At 36.6% G+C, this 22,070-nt stretch carries 17 protein-coding genes and 1 tRNA gene; 4 read left to right on the top strand and 14 right to left on the bottom strand.

Annotated features, from left to right (window positions below; translation table 11 throughout):
- Positions 1-246: 246 nt before the first annotated feature.
- Positions 247-338, bottom strand: a tRNA-Ser gene (locus CALKRO_RS05930).
- A gap of 144 nt (positions 339-482) precedes the next feature.
- Between CALKRO_RS05930 and asnB the strand changes: the two genes are divergently transcribed.
- From asnB to argF, 4 genes are all read left to right on the top strand, one after another.
- The gene (gene asnB / locus CALKRO_RS05925; RefSeq protein WP_013430150.1) at positions 483-2,318 is read left to right on the top strand and encodes an asparagine synthase (glutamine-hydrolyzing); all 1,836 of its coding nucleotides are present in this window, start codon (positions 483-485) and stop codon (positions 2,316-2,318) included.
- 126 nt (positions 2,319-2,444) lie between these two features.
- Complete coding sequence (carA, locus tag CALKRO_RS05920; protein ID WP_013430149.1) at positions 2,445-3,515, top strand: glutamine-hydrolyzing carbamoyl-phosphate synthase small subunit; 1,071 nt, start codon at positions 2,445-2,447, stop codon at positions 3,513-3,515.
- Positions 3,516-3,521: 6 nt separating this feature from the next.
- On the top strand, positions 3,522-6,755 hold the full coding sequence (gene carB, locus CALKRO_RS05915) for a carbamoyl-phosphate synthase (glutamine-hydrolyzing) large subunit (protein WP_013430148.1): 3,234 nt from the start codon (positions 3,522-3,524) through the stop codon (positions 6,753-6,755).
- On the top strand, positions 6,730-7,656 hold the full coding sequence (gene argF / locus CALKRO_RS05910; RefSeq protein WP_013430147.1) for an ornithine carbamoyltransferase: 927 nt from the start codon (positions 6,730-6,732) through the stop codon (positions 7,654-7,656). Before carB ends, argF begins: the two co-directional genes overlap by 26 nt.
- Positions 7,657-7,743: 87 nt before the next feature.
- Here the strand turns inward: argF and CALKRO_RS05905 are convergent, their stop codons facing one another.
- The 13 genes from CALKRO_RS05905 to lepA all read right to left on the bottom strand — a co-directional run bounded on the left by CALKRO_RS05905 (position 7,744) and on the right by lepA (position 22,039).
- Positions 7,744-8,031 carry a hypothetical protein gene (locus tag CALKRO_RS05905; RefSeq protein WP_013430146.1) on the bottom strand — a complete coding sequence of 96 codons (288 nt, stop codon included), beginning with the start codon at positions 8,029-8,031 and terminating at the stop codon, positions 7,744-7,746.
- A gap of 87 nt (positions 8,032-8,118) precedes the next feature.
- Positions 8,119-9,234 (bottom strand): aminopeptidase, encoded by a 1,116-nt coding sequence (locus CALKRO_RS05900; RefSeq protein WP_013430145.1) that lies wholly within the window; start codon positions 9,232-9,234, stop codon positions 8,119-8,121.
- A gap of 30 nt (positions 9,235-9,264) precedes the next feature.
- Positions 9,265-9,987, bottom strand: coding sequence for a pseudouridine synthase (locus CALKRO_RS05895; RefSeq protein ID WP_013430144.1), 723 nt, complete (start codon positions 9,985-9,987; stop codon positions 9,265-9,267).
- Positions 9,980-11,170 carry a tRNA uracil 4-sulfurtransferase ThiI gene (gene thiI, locus CALKRO_RS05890; protein ID WP_041741612.1) on the bottom strand — a complete coding sequence of 397 codons (1,191 nt, stop codon included), beginning with the start codon at positions 11,168-11,170 and terminating at the stop codon, positions 9,980-9,982. Before thiI ends, CALKRO_RS05895 begins: the two co-directional genes overlap by 8 nt.
- Before the next feature lie 3 nt (positions 11,171-11,173).
- Positions 11,174-12,322, bottom strand: coding sequence for a cysteine desulfurase family protein (locus CALKRO_RS05885; RefSeq protein WP_013430142.1), 1,149 nt, complete (start codon positions 12,320-12,322; stop codon positions 11,174-11,176).
- Between the two features lie 16 nt (positions 12,323-12,338).
- Positions 12,339-13,070, bottom strand: coding sequence for an RsmE family RNA methyltransferase (locus CALKRO_RS05880; RefSeq protein WP_013430141.1), 732 nt, complete (start codon positions 13,068-13,070; stop codon positions 12,339-12,341).
- A 6-nt stretch (positions 13,071-13,076) separates the two neighbouring features.
- Entirely contained in the window at positions 13,077-13,997 is a 921-nt protein-coding gene (prmA, locus tag CALKRO_RS05875) for a 50S ribosomal protein L11 methyltransferase (protein ID WP_013430140.1), read from the bottom strand.
- Positions 13,998-14,035: 38 nt separating this feature from the next.
- Positions 14,036-15,202: a molecular chaperone DnaJ gene (gene dnaJ, locus CALKRO_RS05870; RefSeq protein WP_013430139.1), complete on the bottom strand. Its 1,167-nt coding sequence runs from the start codon at positions 15,200-15,202 to the stop codon at positions 14,036-14,038.
- 136 nt (positions 15,203-15,338) lie between these two features.
- The gene (gene dnaK, locus CALKRO_RS05865) at positions 15,339-17,162 is read right to left on the bottom strand and encodes a molecular chaperone DnaK (RefSeq protein WP_013430138.1); all 1,824 of its coding nucleotides are present in this window, start codon (positions 17,160-17,162) and stop codon (positions 15,339-15,341) included.
- 51 nt (positions 17,163-17,213) lie between these two features.
- Complete coding sequence (gene grpE / locus CALKRO_RS05860; RefSeq protein WP_013430137.1) at positions 17,214-17,891, bottom strand: nucleotide exchange factor GrpE; 678 nt, start codon at positions 17,889-17,891, stop codon at positions 17,214-17,216.
- Between the two features lie 22 nt (positions 17,892-17,913).
- Positions 17,914-18,945 carry a heat-inducible transcriptional repressor HrcA gene (hrcA, locus tag CALKRO_RS05855; RefSeq protein ID WP_013430136.1) on the bottom strand — a complete coding sequence of 344 codons (1,032 nt, stop codon included), beginning with the start codon at positions 18,943-18,945 and terminating at the stop codon, positions 17,914-17,916.
- Positions 18,946-19,055: 110 nt separating this feature from the next.
- Positions 19,056-20,189 (bottom strand): radical SAM family heme chaperone HemW, encoded by a 1,134-nt coding sequence (gene hemW / locus CALKRO_RS05850; RefSeq protein WP_013430135.1) that lies wholly within the window; start codon positions 20,187-20,189, stop codon positions 19,056-19,058.
- 41 nt (positions 20,190-20,230) lie between these two features.
- On the bottom strand, positions 20,231-22,039 hold the full coding sequence (gene lepA / locus CALKRO_RS05845; protein WP_013430134.1) for a translation elongation factor 4: 1,809 nt from the start codon (positions 22,037-22,039) through the stop codon (positions 20,231-20,233).
- Positions 22,040-22,070 lie beyond the last annotated feature (31 nt).

The raw sequence follows: 22,070 nt of genomic DNA, 5'->3' as shown, positions 1-22,070 counted from the left end.
AAGTATTTATTGTGTATATTGTATTCTTGTGTTTGGTCTCAAAAACTATATTATCACAAAATATAAAGAAATATGAGGAATATTGATTCTTACAATATATAATCGCAAGATGAGATGTAATAAAAAAAGACCATTATTCTCTTCATGGTCCTTAAATACTTGTTCAATTATAATATTACACTATGTGCCCAAAAACTTGCAAGCACTTTTGTAGTGGTAACAAAAAAATCCTAATAAAAAATTAAATGGCGGAAGGGGTGGGATTCGAACCCACGGCCCGCTTCAGGCGGGTCACTGGTTTTCAAGACCAGCTCCTTAAACCACTCGGACACCCTTCCGCTAAAATCTTCTTTTTTCGATGCAAAATTTATTATAAAACATCTGATATGATATGTCAATAACCCAAAAAAAACATCCTCATTCACCATCTTACCTTTTGCTTAATATATTAATACTGAAATTCTAAAATTGGTTATAGGAAAATGTGCGGATTTAGCGGATGGATATGTTTTTGCTCAGACATTTCTGAATTCCAGGATGTAATAACAAAGATGACAGATGTACTTAGTCACCGCGGACCTGATGAAGAAGGCTATTATATCACCAAACATGCTCTGCTCGGGCACAAACGACTCACCATTATTGACCCTGAAGGTGGCAAACAGCCAATGATCAAATTTCATGGTCAAGAAAAATTCATTATAGTCTATAACGGTGAGCTTTACAATACTCAAGAACTTCGGGCAAAGCTTCAAAGCTTAGGGTATCATTTCAGTTCATACTCAGATACCGAAGTTGTGTTGACTTCATATATTCAATGGAAAGAAGAGTGTGTGAAATATTTAAATGGTATATTTGCTTTTGCAGTTTTTAATGAAACCAAAAATGAGCTTTTTATATCTCGGGATCATTTAGGAGTAAAACCGCTATTTTTCTCTATTAAAAATGACAATTTTATTTTTGCTTCAGAAATAAAAGCTCTTTTAAAGCACCCTTTAATATCCACGAAGGTAAACAAAGAGGGTATTTTTGAGCTTATAGGTCTTTGCCCTGCAAGGTCTCCATTTTCAGCAATTTTTAAGGACATTATAGAACTTCCTCCTGCCCATTATGTAGTGTATAGCGAAGATAGATATGAAATAAAAGAATATTGGCAGTTAAAACCTGAAAAGTTTGATAACACCGTAGATGAAACCATTGAGATTGTAAAAAACTTGGTTACAGATGCAATAACAAGGCAGCTTGTTTCTGACTTTGAAATATGTTGCTTTTTGTCAGGCGGGTTGGATTCAACCATTATCACAACAATTTCTACCAACCAGTTAAGAAAAGAAGGTAGAAGATTAAAAAGTTTTTCTATAGAGTATAAGGATAATGTAAAATATTATAAATCCAATCAGTATCAGCCCACATTAGACAGCACCTATGCCAAGATAGCTTCAAAAAGTATAGGTACAGACCACATTGTAGTTGAAATTGACAATGAACTCTTATGCAATGCCCTCACCCTTGCCACAGTTGCAAATGACCTTCCTGGCATGGCTGACATTGACTCATCACTGCTTCTCTTTACAAACCAAGTGAGAAAATATGCAAAGGTTGCCCTATCGGGTGAGTGTGCTGACGAGATTTTTGGTGGATATCCATGGTATTGGAGAGAGGATTATAAAAATTTCGAAACCTTTCCATGGTCGCCTTCATTAGAATTTAGAAAAAATCTTCTGTCGCAAAAATATTCAAAATCAGAGCTTGAAGAGTATGTTAACTCAAAGTATAAAGAGTCGGTAGGAAAAGTAAACTATCTTGACAGTGACTCTCAGGAAGATGTAAGACATAGAATTTTGTACTACTTGAATGTTAAGTGGTTTATGGTAACGCTTTTAAACAGAAAAGATAGAATGAGCATGGCAAATTCTTTGGAAGTAAGAGTTCCATTTGCAGATTATAGAATTGTAGAACTTTTGTACAACGTTCCTTGGAAAATTAAATACCTTAAAAATATGGAAAAAGGCCTTTTAAGATGCTCATTTGAAGGAATTATTCCTGATGAAATAAAGAACCGCAAAAAAAGTCCTTATCCTAAAACCTATAATCCTGAGTATCTCAAAAAAACAAAGGAAAAGGTTTTAGAGATTATAAAAGATAACTCTCCCATATTTGAGATAATAGATAAGACTTACTTGAAAATCATAACAGATAAAGAATATTTCCCATTGGATAAACCTTGGTTTGGTCAGTTAATGACCCTTCCCCAATTTTTTGGATATATTATCCAGCTTGATTATTGGGCAAAGACCTACAATGTAGATTTCGAATAAAAATAAATTTAATGTTGTATTTTTATTCATTTTGGTTTATAATTTATTTGACAACATTTTAGTATTGAACTTAAGACGAGATTTTGATACTCTTTTATTTAAAAATGCTCAAGAAGGAGAATGAAAATGAAAAAAGCGGTACTTGTTTTAGAAGACGGGCTGACATTTGAAGGAATTTCACTTGGTAGTGAAGGTGAAACAATTGGTGAAATTGTATTCAATACATGCATGACAGGATACCAAGAGGTACTGACTGACCCTTCCTACAATGGTCAGATTGTTACAATGACATACCCTCTTATAGGCAACTACGGAATAAATAGTGAAGATGTGGAGTCATACAAACCTCATGTTGAAGGTTTTATTGTAAGAGAGGCATGTAAAACACCTTCAAATTTCAGGGCTCAGAAGACATTGCATGAATATTTAAAAGAGAATAATATTGTGGCAATTGAGGGTGTTGATACACGAGCTATAACAGAACACATACGAAATAAAGGCTCAATGCTTGGTATTATCTCAACAGAGACCGACAATAAAGAGATACTCCTGAGCAAAATATTTGAGTATAAAAAACAAAAGCCATCTTTGGTAAAAGAGGTTTCGACCACTCAGGTTTACAGAATTGAAGGCAATGGCAAGAAGGTTGCTGTTTTAGATTTTGGAATAAAGCAAAACATCTTGAGAGAACTTTCAAAAAGAGGGCTTGATTTATATGTGTTTCCGTATAATAGCTCTCTTGACCAAATCATGAATATTAATCCAGAAGGGTTTGTATTTTCAAACGGACCGGGTGATCCTACTGACTTAGAAGAAATCTTCCCCACTTTGAAACAAATAATAGAGCTAAAAAAACCTATCCTTGGAATCTGTCTTGGCCATCAGCTTTTAGGTTTGTGTTTAGGACTTAAGACATACAAGCTGAAATTTGGTCACCATGGAGGAAACCACCCGGTAAAAGACTTGATTTCCGGCAAGGTTTATATAACCTCACAGAATCATAACTATGCAATTGAATATAAAGAATATGAAAAAATAAAAATCACACATGTAAATGTAAATGATAAAACTGTTGAGGGGTTTGCTCATCTTGATTTGCCTATAGTATCTGTTCAATACCATCCTGAGGCAAGCCCGGGTCCACATGACTCAAAATATATATTTGACCAATTTACTAAGCTTTTGAATGGAGTGTAGAAAAAGATGCCAAAGAGAAAAGACATAAAAAAGGTTTTGATAATAGGCTCTGGTCCGATAGTAATTGGGCAGGCTGCTGAGTTTGACTATTCAGGAACTCAGGCCTGCCGCGCTTTAAAAGAAGAAGGAATAGAAGTTGTACTTGTAAACTCCAACCCCGCAACAATCATGACTGATACAGAAATTGCTGACAGGGTATATATTGAACCAATTTCAGTTGACTATATCGAAGAAATAATCAAAAAAGAAAGACCACAAGGACTTTTGGCTGGACTTGGTGGTCAGACAGCACTCAATATGGCATTTGAGCTTGCCGAAGCAGGAATTTTGGAAAAGTACGGAGTTTGCCTTCTTGGAACATCGCTTGAAACAATTAAAAAGGCAGAAGACAGGGAACTTTTTAAAAAGACCATGATTGAAATTGGAGAACCTGTGCCAAAAAGCATCATAGCACACTCTGTACAAGAAGCTATAGAATTTGCAAGAGAAGTTGGATATCCTGTTATTGTTCGTCCTGCCTATACCCTTGGCGGCACAGGCGGTGGAATTGCTTACAATGAAGAAGAATTAAGATATATTGCAAGCAAAGGATTGAAACTTTCTTTAATTCATCAAGTATTGATTGAACAAAGTGTCCTTGGCTGGAAAGAAATAGAATATGAGGTCATGAGGGACAGCAACGACAATTGCATCACAGTGTGCAACATGGAAAACATAGACCCTGTGGGAATTCACACAGGTGATAGTATTGTTGTTGCCCCATCTCAAACTCTTTCTGATAAAGAGTATCAGATGCTGCGAAGTGCTTCTTTAAACATAATAAGAAGTCTTAAAATTGAGGGCGGATGCAATGTTCAGTTTGCACTAAATCCAAACAATATGGAATATGTAGTAATTGAGGTAAATCCAAGAGTGAGCCGTTCGTCTGCCTTAGCATCAAAAGCTACAGGATATCCTATTGCTCGAATTGCTGCCAAAATAGCAATTGGGCTTACACTTGATGAAATAATAAATCCTATCACCCAAAACACATATGCAAGCTTTGAACCGTCTATAGACTATGTTGTTGTAAAAGTGCCCAGATGGCCGTTTGACAAGTTCGAAAAGGCAGACAGACGACTTGGCACACAGATGAAGTCAACTGGCGAGGTCATGGCTATTGGAAGAACATTTGAAGAAGCTTTTTTAAAAGCAATAGATTCACTGGATGTCAAGATTAATTATCAGCTTGGTCTTAAGAAATTTGAAGAAATGCCAGATGACCAACTTTTAGAGTATATAAAAACTCCAAACGATGAGAGAGTTTTCGCAATATGCGAAGCTCTTTCCCGAAATTATGACTGCAAGTTCATCTCAGACCTCAGCAAGATTGATTACTTCTTTATTGAAAAGTTCAAAAACATAGTTGATATGTCAAAACAGCTCAAAAAATATGACATAGAATCACTGCCATATGACCTTTTACAAAAAGCTAAAAGGCTTGGGTTTGGTGACTCATACATTGCAAATCTTTTAAAAGAAGATGTGGACGAGGTAATAGAAATAAGAGAGAAATGTAAGCTAAAACCTTCTTTCAAGATGGTTGACACCTGTGCAGGTGAGTTTGAAGCAAAAACACCATATTTTTATTCCACATACGAAAAAGAAACTGACTTAGTTGTAAGTTCAAAGCCCAAGGCAATTGTAATAGGTTCAGGACCAATTCGAATTGGTCAGGGAATTGAATTTGATTATTGCTGTGTTCATTCAATATTCGCGTTAAAAGAAGAAGGAGTTGAAGCTATAATCATCAATAACAATCCTGAAACAGTATCAACTGACTTTGATACATCAGACAAGCTCTTTTTTGAACCTCTTACAAAAGAATGTGTTTTAGACATAATAAAACAGGAAAAACCAATGGGCGTAATAGTTCAATTTGGTGGTCAGACTGCAATAAATATGGCTTCATACCTTGCAAAAAACGGTGTGAAGATTTTAGGAACTTCTATGGAAAGTATTGACACTGCAGAGGATAGAGACAAGTTTTTGAATCTTCTCAAAAACCTCAATATTCCTTATCCTCCAGGTGGGGCTGCATACAGCTTGGAAGATGCGGTGAAGGTTGCTCAGCAAATTGGCTATCCTGTTCTGGTAAGACCATCTTATGTTCTTGGCGGAAGGGCAATGGAGATTGTCTACAGCCGCGAGGAGCTTGAAAAATACATCAAAGCTGCAATTGAGATATCAATAAAACATCCTATTTTGATCGATAAATACATCCTTGGAAAAGAAGCTGAAGTTGATGGAATCTCGGATGGAGAAGATGTGTTAATACCTGGGATCATGGAACATATTGAAAGAGCTGGTGTTCATTCTGGAGACAGCATGGCAGTGTTTCCTCCCCATACACTCTCTGAAAAGGTAAAAGAAAAAATTATTGATTACACTATAAAACTTGCCCGCGCCTTGAGAGTTGTAGGACTTTTCAATATTCAATTTGTAATTGACAAAGATGAAAATGTTTATGTAATAGAAGTAAATCCTCGGGCAAGCAGAACTGTGCCAATTTTGAGCAAGGTTACGGGAATTCCTATGATAAAGATTGCAACTAAACTCATACTTGGCAAAAAGCTCAAAGATTTGGGATACCAAACTGGGCTTGTAAAAGAACCAGACTTTTTTGCAGTAAAAGCTCCTGTATTTTCGTTTTCCAAATTATCAAAGGTTGATGCATACTTGGGACCAGAGATGAAATCCACCGGCGAAGTTCTTGGTATCTCCAAAAATCTAAAAGTTGCTCTTTACAAAGCTTTCATATCCTCCAATCACAAATTTATGAAAAACGGAAGCTGCTTGATTTTAGCACCTGAAAGTGAAAAGGATGCTATACAGCAGATTATACGAAAACTATATGAAGTAAACTACAAAGTGTTCCTCGTAGATAGCATGAAAGATTATATAAAAGGCTTAAATGTAGAGTTTATAGACAAAGAGACTGCTCAAAAGTTGCTACTTGAAGACAAGTTCTCGTTTGTAATAAATATTCCATCCAAAGACAAAATGCAAGAGTTTGGTTTTGTTTTGCGAAGACTTTCTGTTGAGTTTGGAATCACAACATTGACATCGATTGACACAGCACTGTATTATGTGGACGTTCTATCTTCACTGGATGAGATTGAAAAAGATATCTATTGCTTGAATGATTTATTTAAAGATGAAAGGATGAAGTGTTATGAGACATTTTCTTCATCTAAATGACCTTTCAAAAGAAGATATTCTGTATTTAGTTGAACTTGCAAGTAAGTTAAAAAAAGAAGCTAAAAGAGGTTTTTATTTCCCTTACTTAAAGAACAAAGCGTTGGGACTTATATTTACAAAGGCTTCAACAAGGACACGTGTATCATTTGAAGTGGGAATCCATCAGCTTGGCGGATATTCACTCTATCTTGGGAAAAATGACCTTCAGCTTGGCAGAGGTGAAACAATAGAGGATACAGCAAAGGTTCTGTCGCGATACCTTGACCTAATTGTTATAAGAACATATGAACAAAAAGAGGTTGAAGAGTTTGCAAAATACTCTTCCATCCCAGTTATAAATGGGCTTACTGATGATTATCATCCAACCCAAATCATAGCTGATTTTCAGACAATTTTTGAGGAGAAAGGAAGGCTCAGTAATCTAAAAATTGCATATGTAGGAGACGGCAACAACGTAGCAGCCACACTTTTGGTAGGCGCAGCAAAACTTGGTCTCGACATTGCAGTTGCAACTCCACCCGGCTATGAAATAAAGAAGGAAGTTGTAGACTTTGCACTTGATGAAGCAAAAAAGAGCAAAAGCAACATCATCTTTACTTATAGTCCAAAAGAGGCTGTAAAAGATGCTGATGTTGTCTATACAGACACATGGGTTTCGATGGGACAGGAAGAAGAAAAGGAAAAAAGAATAAGGGATTTTGAAGGATATCAGGTAGACAGCTCTCTTATGAAATTAGCAAAGGATGATGCGATATTCTTGCATTGTCTTCCAGCATACAGAGGGTTCGAAGTAACCTCAGAGGTTATAGACGGTCCGCAATCGAGGGTATTTGATGAGGCAGAAAATAGGCTTCACGCTCACAAGGCTATAATGATTTTTGTGTGTGTTGGGAAAATCTGAACCAGTTTTTGAAGGAATTAATAAGGCTGCCCACAAAGTAAAAGTAACTAAATTCTAAATATGTTTGCTGGGCAGCCTTACCCATTTTTATTTTTTGGTGTTTCTGTATGTGTCTTTAAAAATCTCATAGTTTCCAAATGAAGTCATGCAAATTAATATGGAATTGATAATAAGAAGAACAATATCCTTAAGTGTATTGTTATGAGGAATAAATATAAAAGAAAGAATAAGAGTTACTGCAAAAGTGTATATTCTGATCACATAATCTTTGCACCGTTTTTTAAAAATGCTTTTGGTAAACTGGACAATTACATTCGTAGCGATAGCAATACCAGCAAATGTCCCAAGCTGCTGAGCAGAAAGATAATTTTCCATTTTTCATCCTCAATTAATATATTATGTCTACTTCTATGATATTCTTAAAAGGCAAATACTGTGAAAAAATTTTTTCAAGTAAAGAGTCTATTTTAAGTTCTCTGGGTTTAAGCCTTCCAGATCTTTTATCACAAATCTTCCATCTTTTCTAATGAGCTTTCCATCAAAGTAAATTTCCCCACCACCATATTCAGGTGTTTGAATGAGTACAATGTCCCAATGCACAGCTGATCTGTTGCCATTGTCAGCATCCTCATATGCGCTACCTGGGGTAAAATGGATGCTTCCCGCAATCTTCTCATCGAAAAGTGTGTCTTCCATGGGCTTTGTAATATATGGATTCAGACCAATTGAAAATTCACCAATATACCTTGCACCCTCGTCAGTATCCAATATCTTGTTGAGCTTTTCTGTATTGTTAGCAGTTGCCTTTACAATCTTTCCATCTTTAAATTCAAATCTTATATTTTCAAACTTGAACCCTGCATAGTTCGAAGGTGTATTGTATGTTATATAACCATTTACAGAATTCTTGACAGGCGCAGTGTATACCTCACCATCGGGAATATTCATGTGACCATCGCATTTGACAGCTTTCATGCCTTTAATTGAAAATCTCAAATCTGTGTCTTTTGCAACTATCCGAACCTCATCTGTGTTTTGCATAAGCTCTACCAAAGCATCCATTGCTTTCGACATTTTGCTATAGTCAAGATTGCAAACGTTAAAATAAAAATCTTCAAACTCTTCCAAACTCATCTTTGCCTGTTGTGCCATCGAATAGTTGGGGTATCTTAATATGCACCATTTCGTCTTTGGAACTCTGACTTCTCCGTGAACTTTGTGAAACCATATTCTTTGATACAGATTCATCTTCTCGTCTGGAACATCTGAAAGTTCAAATGGATTTGGTGAAGATCTAATACCTATATATGCATCCATCTTTTCCATAAGATCTCTTTCATTTTGAGCGATCATTTCTATCTGCTCTTCTGTTGCACTCAAAAGAAGAGTTCTAAGTAGTGTTGGATGTTTTAACCACAAAAATGGTTTTGCACCTTTTAAATATGAAAGTTTTACAAGTTGATTTGCAAGTTCAATCTCCTGTCCAATAAGCTCAATTAAAATGTTCTCGCCTTCTTTTAATTCAACCGAATACTCAATAAGGTTTTTTGCAAGAAGTTTTAACCTCTCATCAGTCAATTTAGCACTCTCCTTTCAGTTTTTTAATTTTCATTTTTCAAACACCTTGTTTGCTGTTTCTCTATCTAAGAAAACAAATTCCCCTTCTTTTAGTTTTCCAAGCTGGAGTTTGCCAATTGCAATTCTTTTTAACTTCAAAACCTTATGACCAATTTGGTCACACATTTTTCTTATCTGCCTATTCCTTCCCTCATGGATTTTTATCTCAACCAGAGCATTACCATTTATGAGCTTTAAAATCTTAAATTTGGCAGGCGCAGTCATTTTCCCATCTATTAAAAGTCCTTTTTCAAACCTTTCTATCTCTTTCTTAGAAGGAATGCCTTTGATTAAGGCTATATAGGTCTTTTCAATATCGTGTTTTGGGTGTGTGACTTTATATGCAAATTCTCCATCATTTGTAAGAAGAATCAAGCCAGTTGTATCAAAATCAAGCCTCCCCACAGGAAATACCCTCACATTTACTTTGTCCTTGACTAAATCAACCACTGTTTTTCTTCCCTTTTCATCCTTTGCAGAAGAAATGACACCAAAAGGTTTGTTAAGCATTATATATACCTTCTGCATCTGCGGGGATATCCTCTTTCCATCTACTTCAACCACATCTTTTTCTGGGTCAACCTTGAACCCCAGCTGATTCACAAGCTCTCCGTTTACTTTTACCCTGCCTTGCAGGATAATCTCTTCACACTTACGCCGGGAAGCAACACCGCACTGTGCCATAAATTTCTGAAGTCTTACAAACTCACCTATCTCTTATCACCATCCACTCGGTATTTGTTACTGCCTTTTCAATCAGTTCTTCTGCCTTGAGCTTGCTTTCCTCAGCCAAAACTTGTTCAAGCTTTGGTTTGGTTTTTGGATGCTTAGGAACAAACACAGTACAGCAGTCTTCATAAGGAAGTATAGAGATATCATATGTGCCAATCTTCTTTGCAAGTCTTATTATCTCTTCCTTGTCCATGCCAATGAGCGGTCTGAAAACCGGCATTGAAACAGCTGCCTGCGTGCAAAACAGACTTTCCATTGTCTGGCTTGCAACCTGACCTATGCTCTCACCGGTAATCAAAGCAAGTCCACCGTTTTGCATAGCAATCTTTTGTGCAATCTTCATCATGAATCTTCTCATTATTATTGTCAAGAATCTCTCATCACAATTTTCATAAATAGAAAGCTGAATTTCAGTAAAAGGAACTATATAGAGCTTTATCTTATCTGTGTATTTTGCCAAAACCTTACACAAGTCTATTACCTTTTCCTTTGCTTTCTCGCCAGTGTAAGGAAAACTGTAAAAGTGAATTGCTTCTATCTCAACACCTCTTTTGGCAATCATAAAGCCGGCAACAGGACTGTCTATACCACCGGACAAAAGAAGGTGCGCCCTGCCACCTGTGCCAAGCGGCATTCCTCCAATACCTTTTTCTTCTGATGAATAGACATATACTTTGTCTCTTATTTCAATGTTCAAAGTAAATTCAGGGTTGTGAACATCAACACAAAGTCCATACATTTCTGCAAACTTCTTCAAGATATGCGCACCTATTAACTTAGAGACCTCTGGAGACTTTAGCTCAAATTTCTTATCTGCTCGCTTAGTCTCAACCTTAAAAGTTCTCTTGCCCTTTTCGAGCTCACTTTTGGTAACAACTTCAGCAGCCTGCTTTATTCCCCCTAAATTCTTTTCAGCGACTTCGCATATGGTAATTCCTACAATTCCAAAAACGCGTTTGAGCCTTTCAATAGCTTCATCAAAATATTCCTCACTCAAATTTTCAACAAATATTCTGCCCTGCTCCTTTTTAACCATAACCGAGTCAATGTCAGAAAGTCTTTTTTTGATATTTCTGACCAGAGTATCCTCAAAAAAAGGACGATTTTGACCTTTTAATGCAAGCTCACCGTATCTTATCAGTAGTGCTTTCAATTTTGAGCTCATCCTTTACTTTTTTATTTTTCTCAAAAATCCCAACGCTTTTTCAATGCACTCAAGTGCATAGTCAACCTCTCCAATTTGATTGAGGTAAGAAAACGAAAAACGTATACTGCTTTCTGCAACATCCAGCTTTTTTCCCATGCTGTGCAAAACCTTGCTGTAAGTTCTGCCTTTTGATGAACAGGCAGACCCAGAAGATGCAAATATACCATAACTTTCAAGCGTGTGAAGAAAAACTTCAGATTTTATACCCAAAAAAGATACATTTAATATCGCATCGGATGTCTTATCTAAAGGAGAGTTTATCACAACATCATCGAACGCTGAAAGTCCTTCAATAAATCTTCGCTTTATGTTCCTAAGTTTATCAGGTTCAGAAACTTTTAGCTTATCAAATATCTCAATTGCTTTAGCAAACGAAAAAATGCCTGGCATGTTTTCTGTTCCAGGTCTTATACCTTTTTGCTGCTGTCCTCCAAAGATTATCGGCTGGATGTTAATACCCTTTTTGATATACAAAGCTCCTATTCCTTTTAATGCGTGTATTTTATGACCACTTATCGACATAAGGTCGACATTCAATTCTTTAACATTGGTCTTTTCTTTCATAAAAGCCTGAACAGCATCTGTGTGAACAATAACATTTGGATTTTTCTTTTTTGCAATTTCAGATAGTTTCTTCACGTCAAATATATGCCCTGTCTCATTGTTGACAAGCATCACGCTTACCAGAATGGTATTCTGGTCTATGAGCTTTTCTAACTGCTCAAAATCTAAATTTCCCTCAGCATCCACAGGTACATATTGTATTTCAAATCCATTTCTCCCTAAATACTCAAGCGTAGATATAACAGAAGGATGTTCAACAGGTGTTGATACAATTCTTTTTCCCCTTTTCTGATGTGCAACCGCACAGCCAATAAGTGCCAAATTGTTTGCTTCTGTTCCACCAGAAGTAAAATAAATCTCATCGCTGCTACTTCCAAGTTTTTTTGCAATAATTTCTTTTGTCTCTTTTACTATTTTTTCTGCCTCAACACCAAGTCTGTGAAGCGATGAAGGATTGCCGTAGGTATCTTTCAAAAACTTTGAAAGCTGATAAATTACTTCATCAAAAGGCCTTGTGGTTGCAGCGTTGTCAAAGTATACATTCACAATTTGTCACTTCCCCTCACATTTCTCCAAGTTCATGCATCAGGATGGAAAGCGCTGCAATTGAGGCTGTTTCACTTCTGAGTATTCTTTTGCCAAGCGAAATAACTTTCACATTTTTAAAGGTTTTTAACTCTTCTATCTCCTCTTCTTCAAAACCACCTTCAGGTCCAACCAAAATCCCAATGTTATTATAATCTGAAGATATACACCACTCTGAAGTCTCCGATTCTTTTTCATAAGGAATAAAAAGAATATCAAGCTTATCTAAATATTTCTCTTTAATCTCAGAAATTCTAATTGGCATTTCGATTAAAGGTGGCATAGGGCGAAGACACTGTTTTTGGGCCTCTTGCGCAATTTTGCGCCACCTTTCAACCTTTTTTTCCTGTTTTTCTGAAATATCAATCACCACTCTTTTAGACACCACAGGTACAATTGTTTTTACTCCAATCTCTGTTACTTTTTGCACAATAAAATCCATTTTTTGGTTTTTGATAATACATTGAAATAAAAAAATGTTTTTGGTACTTTCTCGGTCATTCAAAGTTTTGTTTTCTATTAAAAGTTTTATTCTGTCTTTTGAAATTTCAACTATACGCGATGAGTAATCATAATTGCCATCACATAGATTTATCTTATCTCCTTCTCTTTTCCTTAAAACCTTGACTATATGATTTATATCTTCTATATCTGTGATATAGGCAATATTATTCTCAATGTTCTGCTTTTCAACAAAAAAGATTGGCACTTAATATCACCCTACACAGCTTTTTTTACTAACAATCAAACACCATGTACCCATTTTTTTCACTTCTACAATTTCAAGACTACTTTTCTCAAAGCTTTTCAAAACATCTTCAAGCCTGTCCTCGATAATGCCAGAAGAGATAAAAATTCGGTCGTCTTTCAAAACTTTCTTTACATCTCTTGAGAGCCTCACAATGATATCAGCAACAATGTTAGCAATAACCACATCGAACTTTTCTTCTATGCCTTCAACAAGGTCATTCTTTTTTATCTCAATCTCAACTCCATTTAACCTTGCGTTCTCCTCTGCCACCTTAACAGCAACCTCATCAATATCAACTGCTAAAACTCTTCTTGCCAAAAACTTTTTTGCAGCTATTGCTAATATCCCTGAACCTGTTCCAACATCAAGAACATCCATCCCTGGCTTTACATATTTCTGGATAGCTTCAAGACACAAAATTGTTGACTCATGAGTTCCTGTGCCAAATGCCATACCAGGGTCAAGCCAAACAATTGTTTTGCTGTCTTCGGCTTTATAATCTTCCCATGAAGGAACAATCACAATATTCCCTATCTCAACAGGCTTATAATACTTTTTCCACTCTTCTGCCCAGTCCTTTTCATTAACTTCAGAAACACTAATTTTACCTTCTCCAATATCAATATATTTTGCAATTTCTTTAAGCCTCTCCTCAATAGTATGGGTAAGCTCTAAAACATTGCTACTTTCAGGGAAATAAGCGCAAACTTTCGCATAATCCTTTTTTGTAAACTGGTTTTCGTCAATATAATCCCATAAATTTGGTCTTGCCACAATTTCATTGTCTTCAATGACAACACCGTTTGCTCCGAGTTCGTATAAAATATTGGAAACAGCATCTTCTGCCTCTTCGGTAGTCTTAATTGATATCTCATACCATCTCATTTGTTCTTTCTTCTCCTTCTTTCAAACTCAAAAATGTCTTAAGAAAAAGCTTCTCTTATCCTATCCCAAAAATGTTTTCTCTTTTCATATCCCTCTTCTGTTGAAATTCTTTCAAACTCTCTCAAAAGCTCTTTCTGCTTTTCTGTAAGCTTTTTTGGAACCTCCACTATAAACTTCACAACAAGGTCGCCTCTCCCTCGCGATCGCAGGTTCGGAACGCCCTTGCCTCTAATTCTGACCTCATCACCATTTTGTGTTCCTGGTTCAATTTTCACCTTTGTCTTACCATCAAGCGTTGGAATTTCTATCTCGCCACCCAAAGCTGCATTAACAAATGTTATTGGAACCTCAATATAAAGGTCCTGCCCGACTCTTTTGAACACAGGATGAGGTACTATTTTTATTCTAATATGCAAATCACCGTTAGGACCGCCTTTGATGCCGCTCTCGCCCTCGCCTCTTAACGTTATCACTTGGCCATCATCAATTCCTGCTGGAATATTAATCTTTACTCGTCGCTGTCTTCTTACATTTCCCGTTCCACCACATTCTCTGCATGGGTCTGTTATAATAGTTCCTGTTCCGCCGCATGCATCACAGGTTTTTATGGTGGTGAACTCCCCAAAGAATGTTGCCTGTCTTGATCTTATCTGGCCCGTGCCGCCACACTTTTGACATCTCACAGGTGCAGAACCTGGTTTTACACCACTTCCACCACAACTACTGCATTTTTCAGTTCTGTAAATTGGAATCTCTTTTTCACAGCCAAATACAGACTCTTTTAAAGTAAGTTCTAAATCGACATATATATCAGCACCTTTTCTTGGTGCTTCTTTTCTTCTTCTGGATGTTCCAAATATATCAAAGCCTTCAAACAGGTCTTCAAAAATATCACCAAAACTGCCAAAATCAAAGTCAGCAAATCCACCGCCAAATCCACCAGAAAAACCACCGCTACCTTGTGCACCATATTTCGGGTCAAACGCTGCATGACCAAACTGGTCATAAAGCTTTCTCTTTTCAGGATCGCTCAAGACTTCGTATGCCTCGTTTATCTCCTTAAATTTTTCTTCTGCCTCTTTATTACCTGGATTTGCATCAGGATGGTATTGTTTTGCAAGTCTTCTGTAGGCTCTTTTTATCTCTTCTTCTGTTGCATTCCTTGGAACACCTAAAATCTCATAGTAGTCTTTTTTTTGTGCCATTCTTTATCACCCGCTTACTTTACTGAATATTATTATATACCAATAACATGAATTTAACAAATAATCATAAAAAGGACCAAAGCCATTTTTAAACACTTCATGACTTTGGTCCCCTACCTTGTTTATATCACAGTCTTTAGTATACTTTATAATCAGTATTTACATTGCCATCAGGACCTCCCTGTCCACCACCTGGGTTTGGTCCACCTTGCGGTCCCGATGTGGTATAACCCTGCTGATAAAGTCTTGTAGACACATCATAGAATGATTTTGTGAGTTCGTCAATAGCCCTTTCAATTTGTTCTTTATCTTCACCATTCATAACATCTTTCAAGGCTTTTAGTTTTGACTCAATCTGCTGCTTTTCATTTTCTGTCATCTTGTCACCAAGTTCGCGAAGCAGCTTTTCCGTCTGGTAGATGATAGAGTCTGCTCTGTTTCGTGCCTCAATAAGTTCTTTTCTCTTTCTATCCTGTTCAGCGTACATTTCAGCTTCTTTAATAGCTCTTTGAATCTCTTCTTCACTCAAATGTGTCTGGGATGTTATTGTAATCTTTTGCTCTCTTCCCGTGCCAAGGTCTTTTGCTGAAACATGTACAATACCGTTTGCGTCTATATCGAATGTAACCTCAATCTGTGGCACTCCTCTTGGTGCAGGCGGAATACCATCAAGTATAAATCTTCCAAGTGTCTTGTTATCCTTTGCAAGTGGTCTTTCACCTTGCAGAACGTGAATTTCAACCTGTGTCTGACCATCTGCTGCTGTTGTGAATATCTGGCTTTTTCGTGTTGGGATTGTTGTATTTCTTTCAATAATCTTAGTGAACACACCACCCAGAGTCTCAATACCAAGTGAAAGTGGTGTTACGTCCAAAAGCAATATGTCTTTTACCTGTCCTGCAAGAACACCTGCCTGGATTGCAGCACCAATTGCAACACACTCATCCGGATTTATTCCTTTAAACGGCTCTTTACCAGTAAGTTTCTTTACAAATTCCTGAACATATGGAATTCTTGTTGAACCACCAACCAAAATGACCTTGTCAATCTGCTCTGGAGTAAGCTTTGCGTCAGAAAGTGCTGTCTCAACAGGTTCTCTTGTCTTTTCTACAAGGTCTTTTATAAGCTCTTCAAACTTTGCACGTGTCAAAACCATATCAATGTGTTTTGGACCGTTTGCATCTGCTGTGATAAATGGCAGGTTAATTGTTGTCTGAAGCGCAGACGAAAGTTCAATCTTTGCCCTTTCTGCTGCATCTTTTAGTCTCTGGAGCGCAACCTTGTCTTGTCTCAAATCAATACCGTGCTCTTTCATAAACTCATCAGCTATATAGTCGATAATCCTTTGGTCAAAGTCATCGCCACCAAGTCTGTTGTTACCAGACGTTGCTAAAACTTCAATTACACCATCGCCAATCTCCAAGATTGAAACGTCAAATGTTCCACCGCCAAGGTCATATACCATTATCTTTTGATGACCTTCTTTGTCAAGACCGTAAGCTAAAGCCGCTGCTGTTGGCTCGTTGATGATTCTCAAAACCTCAAGCCCTGCAATTCTACCTGCGTTTTTTGTTGCCTGTCTTTGCGAATCTGTAAAATAAGCTGGAACAGTTATAACAGCTTGTGTTATTTTTTCACCAAGATATGCTTCTGCATCAGCTTTGAGTTTCATCAAAATCATAGCAGATATCTCTTCTGGTGAATATTCTTTGTCATCTATCTTTATCCTTCTGTTTGTACCCATATCTCTCTTTATTGATATAATAGTCCTTTCAGGGTTTGTGATAGCCTGTCTTTTTGCTACATGACCGACAAGCCTCTCACCTGTCTTGGTGAAAGCCACAACTGATGGAGTTGTTCTAAACCCTTCTGCGTTAGGAATTACAACAGGTTGACCACCTTCAATAACTGCCATACAAGAGTTTGTTGTACCAAGGTCTATACCTAAAATATGAGCCATTGTTATCAACCTCCTTATTGTTAAAAATTTAGTTTTAAGTTCTTCTTAAATTTAATTAGCATTTGCAACCTTTACAAGGCTATATCTAATAACTCTATCTTTTATCTTGTAACCTTTTTGAAATTCTTCAATTACAACATTTTTACCGTACCTTTCATCTTCAACATGCATAATTGCATTGTGAAGGTACGGGTCAAATTCTTTATTCAAAGCCTCAATTGGCTCAACACCAAGTTTTGAAAAGATATCATCAATCTGTTTTTTTATCATTTCGAGTCCTTTTAAAAGTTCATCATTTGTGTCCTTTGAATTTTTTGCAGAGTCAATTGCTCTTTCAAAGTTGTCAACAATCGGAAGGAGTTTTCCAACAACATCAGCAACAACTTCATAATACATATTCTCTTTATCTTTTGCTATTCTCTTTTTATAGTTATCAAAATCAGCAGCTATTCTTTGACATAGACTTTTGTACTCTTCAACCTCCCTTTCTTTCTCTTCAAGCTGCTTTTTTAAAGTTTCCACAGTGTCCTCTTGGTGAGGTTCAACCTCAATATCTTCACTACTTTCATTTGCCCCATCATTTTCCTGTGTTTTTGCTGCGTCCTCTTGAGGTTCTTGAAAATGTTGCATATTCTCATTTTTTCCCTCGGAATTAGTTTCTTCTAAAGTCTGAGCCTCAGAAGAGTTTACCTCCTCGCTCTTTAGATCTTTGTTTTCCATGTCAAGCATCTTCACAAATCACCTCTTTAATTTATTCTGTAAAAAGTCTTGTCAAAATATCAGATAAAGTGTCACAAATGTAATCAATCAGTGAAACTGTCTGAGAATATCTCAGTCTTTTTGGGCCAATTATACCTATTGAACCGGCAATACTGTCACCTATTCTGTAAGTGGAAAGAACAACACTGCACTCTTTTAAATCCTCTATTGGATTTTCTGTACCAATTCTGATGGTTATATGTTCATGCATTGCAGAGTTTATTATTTGTCTTAACATCTCCTTTTGCTCAAATATATGGAGGAATATCTTTGCTTTTAGAACATCACTAAACTCAGGAAAATCAAACATGTTCTTAATTCCACTTAAAACAACTTCTGTGCTGTCAGCTGCACTGATTGTGCGCAGTACATTTTCAATTATTGGTGACAAGATTGTCTTGTTTTTGCCAAGTATGTTTTCAATCTCAAGCACAATTTTTTGGTCAATATCTTCAAGTCTAAGCCCACTTAGTTTCTCATTAAGGATATTTGATATATATATAAAATCTTTTATGTCTACATTTTCTGGTTTGTCCAAGAGAATATCTTTTACAAGACCTGTGTTTGTCACTAAAATTAGTATATATCTTTTGGTGTCAACTGGTACAAGCTGAAGATACTTTATAAAGCTCTTTTTAACATTTGGTGTTGAAATTACTGCTGTGTAGTTTGTAAGGTTAGATATTATCTTTGCAATGTTCTCCATATATTCGTTTATTTCATTGAATTTGATATCAAGTTGCGACCTTATAAATTCAACTTGCTGTGGCGAAAGCCTTGATACCTTCATCAGCTCATCAACATAATACCTGTAGCCCTTATCTGAAGGAATTCTACCAGCTGATGTGTGGGGCTGCTCTAAGTATCCCATCTCCTCTAAGTCTGACATCTCGTTTCTGATTGTAGCAGAAGAAATACCAAAAATGTACTTCTTAGCAATTGTTCTTGAGCCAACAGGCTCACCTGTATTTATATAATCATCTATGATAGCTTCAAGTATTCTTCTTTTTCTTTCATCCAACATTTTCCTCACCTTACTGTTAGCACTCTCTGTTGATGAGTGCTAATTCTAAGATATAAGATATCACTTAAGTAGATTTTTGTCAAGTATATTTTTGACTTTCTTTGACCTTTTTAAACAAACTCCATCCATACTAAATTTGCAAGGTCAATTCCTCTCTCTGTAAGTTTTAGACGGCTGTTGTTTACCTCTATCAATCCATATTTTTTCAGCTTCTCAATTTGAGAGTTGTACTTTCTTTCAAACTCTACGCCAAATCTTTCTCTAAATTCATCAAGAGAAAATCCTTCTATCTTTCTTAGCCCTAATATGATAAACTCCTTTTCACTTTCTTCATTTGAAATAAACTCTTTCCCTTCCACAGCTAAACCATTTTCTTTAATTTTCTTAGCATATTCGTTTATATTAGAAGTATTATAATACCTGTAACCCTCAAAAAATGAATGAGCTGCACAGCCAACTCCAATGTATTCCTCTACATTCCAGTATTTCAAGTTGTGTTTGCACTCAAAACCTTTCTTAGCAAAATTAGAGATCTCATAATGATAAATTCCAATCTCAGAAAGTATTCTTTTTGCCCACCAGAACATTCTTCTTTCTTCATCTTCGCTTGGCAACAAGCTCTTATACTCTTCATATCTTTCAAAAAGAAATGTTCCCTCTTCTATCTTCAGTGAATAAATTGACACATGAGGCGGTGAAAATTCCAAAAGTGTATTGAGTGTTTGCATAAAACTTTTAAAAGTCTGATATGGAAGACCTGTGATAACATCAACGCTAAAATTTTCAAAATATAAAGGTACTCTACTTAAAATCTTAAGCGCAACCTCAGAGTCATGGACTCTACCAATTGCTCTCAGTTCTACATCGTTTAGCGACTGTATCCCTATACTTAGCCTGTTTACTCCTGCCAAGCTGTAACTTTGAAGTTTCTCATGTGTGATACTCTCAGGATTTGCTTCGATGGTTATCTCGCAGTTGCTTTTAATCTTGAAATTTGAACATATAAATTCTAATAGTTTCAAGATATAATTTGCAGAAATAGAAGAAGGTGTACCACCCCCTAAATAAATTGTGTCTATCTCTATATCATAATTTTCTTTATAATAAATTAATTCATTTTCAAGCGCGCTAAAATATGCAAAAATCACATCATCATCATCAACATTTTCATATGACACAAAATCACAGTAATAACACTTTCTTTTACAAAAAGGAATGTGAATATATAGTCCTATATTTCTCAATTGTGGCTTGCACTTCCTTTTTTTTATTTTAACCAAATGGTTTAGTCTTCAAGCTTTAAAACAGCCATAAATGCCTCCTGCGGTATCTCAACCTCTCCTACCTGTTTCATTCGCTTTTTACCTTCTTTTTGCTTCTCTAAAAGCTTCTTCTTTCTTGTAACGTCACCGCCATAACACTTAGCAAGCACATCTTTTCGCAAAGCTTTTACTGTTTCTCTTGCTATAACCTTGCTGCCAATACAAGCTTGAATTGGTATTTCAAATAAGTGTCGAGGGATCTCTTCTTTTAACTTCTCAACAATTCTTCTTGCCCTTTGATAAGCTTTATCCTTATGAACAATAAACGAAAGCGCGTCAACAACCTCGCCTTTTATCATAATGTCAAGCTTTACAAGCTTTGACTCAGCATAACCTATAAATTCATAATCAAATGAAGCATAACCTTTTGACCTTGACTTTAGAGCATCGAAAAAGTCATACACAATCTCCATAAGAGGCATCTCATAAGTGAGAATAACACGTGTTGTCTCAATATATGACATGTCTTTAAAAATTCCTCTTCTTTCCTGGCACAGCTCCATCACGCTACCTACAAATTCGTTCGGTACCATGATAGTTGCCTTTACCATTGGTTCTTCCATCTTGGCAATCTCGTTCGGGGGTGGCAGTTTTGTTGGATTGTCAATGTACAAAACCTCACCATTTGTCTTTGTAACTTTAAATACAACAGAAGGTGCTGTTGTGATTATGTTCAAATCATATTCCCTCTCAAGCCTTTCTTGAACAATCTCCATATGCAAAAGTCCAAGAAATCCACATCTAAAACCAAAACCGAGCGCTGCTGAGCTTTCTGGTTCAAAAAACAACGCTGCATCGTTGAGCTGAAGCTTTTCTAAAGCTTCTTTTAGCTCCTCGTACTTTGTATCTCCTGTTGGATAAATTCCACAGAACACCATTGGGTTTAATCTTCTAAAGCCCGGCAGAGGCTCATCAGCCGGATTGTTCGCATCAGTTATGGTATCACCAACCCTTGTATCTCTCACTGTCTTAATTGACGCTGCAATGTAACCAACATCCCCGGCTCTTAGCTCCTCGCACGGGATTAGCATTCCAGGTTTAAAATATCCTACCTCTGTCACAGTAAACTGAGCACCAGTTGACATCATCTTAATAGTCATATTAGGTTTCACAACACCATCAAAAACTCTTACATATGCCAAAACACCTTTGTAGTTGTCATAAAGCGAATCAAAAATCAAAGCTTTTAGCGGTTTTGTATCGTCACCTTTCGGAGGTGGAATGTCTCTTACTATCCGTTCCAAAACCTCTTCAATGTTAATGCCCATTTTAGCTGAAATGAGCGGTGCATCCGATGCATCAAGTCCAATCACATCTTCTATCTCTTTTTTGACTTCTTCAGGTCTTGCACTTGGTAGGTCAATCTTGTTTATAACAGGTATTATTTCTAAGTTATGTTCAAGTGCAAGATAGACATTTGCAAGGGTCTGCGCTTCAATGCCTTGGGTTGCATCAACAACCAAAATTGCACCTTCACAAGCAGCAAGACTTCGTGAAACTTCATAGGTAAAGTCTACATGACCAGGAGTATCTATCAGATGAAAGATATATTCCTTGCCATCCTTTGCTTTATAGTTGAGCCTTACCGCCTGGGCTTTTATGGTAATTCCTCTTTCTCTTTCTATATCCATGGTGTCAAGTACCTGGTCCTGCATCTCTCTTTCTGTGAGTGCCCCTGTGAGCTCAATTATTCTGTCAGCCAAGGTTGACTTTCCATGGTCTATGTGAGCTATTATGCAAAAGTTACGAATTCTGTCCTGTCTTCTCTCCACCTCAGTATAATCCCCCTACGCACAAAAAATT

Source organism: Caldicellulosiruptor kronotskyensis 2002, from assembly GCF_000166775.1.
GTDB classification, from domain to species: Bacteria; Bacillota; Thermoanaerobacteria; order Caldicellulosiruptorales; family Caldicellulosiruptoraceae; genus Caldicellulosiruptor; species Caldicellulosiruptor kronotskyensis.
The sequence above is the reverse complement of the archived record's forward strand: the minus strand, read 5'-3'. Positions and strand labels throughout refer to the sequence as shown.